This is a genomic window from Leucobacter salsicius M1-8, from assembly GCF_000350525.1.
GTDB classification, from domain to species: domain Bacteria; phylum Actinomycetota; class Actinomycetes; order Actinomycetales; family Microbacteriaceae; genus Leucobacter; species Leucobacter salsicius.
This window is the reverse complement of record NZ_AOCN01000005.1, coordinates 1-1238: the sequence shown is the minus strand read 5'-3', so window position 1 is coordinate 1238 and position 1238 is coordinate 1. Positions and strand designations below refer to the sequence as shown.

The 1238-nt window shown below is 55.3% G+C and carries 1 protein-coding gene; it reads left to right on the top strand.

Annotated features, from left to right (window positions below; genetic code table 11):
• Positions 1–17 precede the first annotated feature (17 nt).
• On the top strand, positions 18–1238 hold a 1221-nt coding region (locus tag C795_RS17895; protein ID WP_198008406.1), incomplete at its 3' end, for an IS30 family transposase.

Sequence of the window (1238 nt, the reverse complement as noted above, 5' to 3'; positions counted from 1 at the left end):
TTCTCTAGGAGGTCGTTATGGCAGTTTCATGGGATCAACGCCGCATCGCGTATTCAATGCTGCTCTCAGGCTCGTCAGCACAAACAACAGCGAAACACTTCAACGTGAATACCGGTGCGGTCGTCGAGTGGGCCAGGCTTGCAGGCATGATCATTCGAATGGGCGCTCGGGGCGGTATCGAACCAGTGAAAAACTCTGATAGCCAAAGAACTCAGCCTTCTCGGGCGTATCGACGACTCACACGTGACGACAGGACCTTCATCGAGATGGCGATCAATAGCTCGCCCGCATGGTCTTTACGTGCGATTGCAGTACATTTGGCTGTCGCTGTGTCGACGGTGTCTCGGGAAATACGACGGCACCTGGTCGAGACGGGGCGCGGATACGGCCCTACCCGTGAGTTCAAGTATCACTCAGGGGTCGCCCATCATCGTACGATGCAAGCCAGACGCAAAGGTCGTGCTGGCAAGCTTGACCATGGTGATCTCCGCGGTCTTGTTATTGCGGCACTCAATGAGAAATACTCCCCGCAGCAAGTTGCGGGAAGATTGCGTATGCAGTTTCCTGACAGACCAGATCGGCATATATCTCACGAGACGATCTACCAAGCACTCTATGTGCAGGGCAAGGGCGCGCTTCGGCATGAGTTGACAGTGGTGAAAGCCCTACGGTCGGGTCGAAATCGAAGAATAACTGCGTCGCGGTTACCTGCGCGTGGGGAACGTCCCTGGCTCGAGGGAGCACGGATATCTGACCGTCCTGCCATTGTCTCTGATCGTGCTGTGCCTGGGCATTGGGAAGGGGACTTGGTAGTTGGGCCTGGGAACTCAGGGCTTGTGACTCTTGTGGAACGGACAACGAGATTCGCCTTAATCGGTCGTCTGCCCGGCACGCGGGTCTCGAAGACTGTGATCGATGTGCTCCGCCAACAAATCGAGCAGTTACCGGCACGGCTCCGGCAAACACTGACCTGGGATCAAGGTCAAGAGATGTCTAGGCATCGCGAGTTCACTGTAGCGACGGGCTGTCCGGTGTTCTTTTGTGATCCGCATTCCCCGTGGCAGCGGGGGTCAAACGAAAACCTCAATGGTCTCATTCGTGATTACTATCCCAAGGGAACTGATTTCAATACGGTCAGTGATGCAGAGATTCAGGCAGTCGTGGTCCAGCTCAATAATCGGCCGCGTAAGACTCTCGGTTTCTACACGCCGCGTGAGAAGATGGACGAACTTATTCAC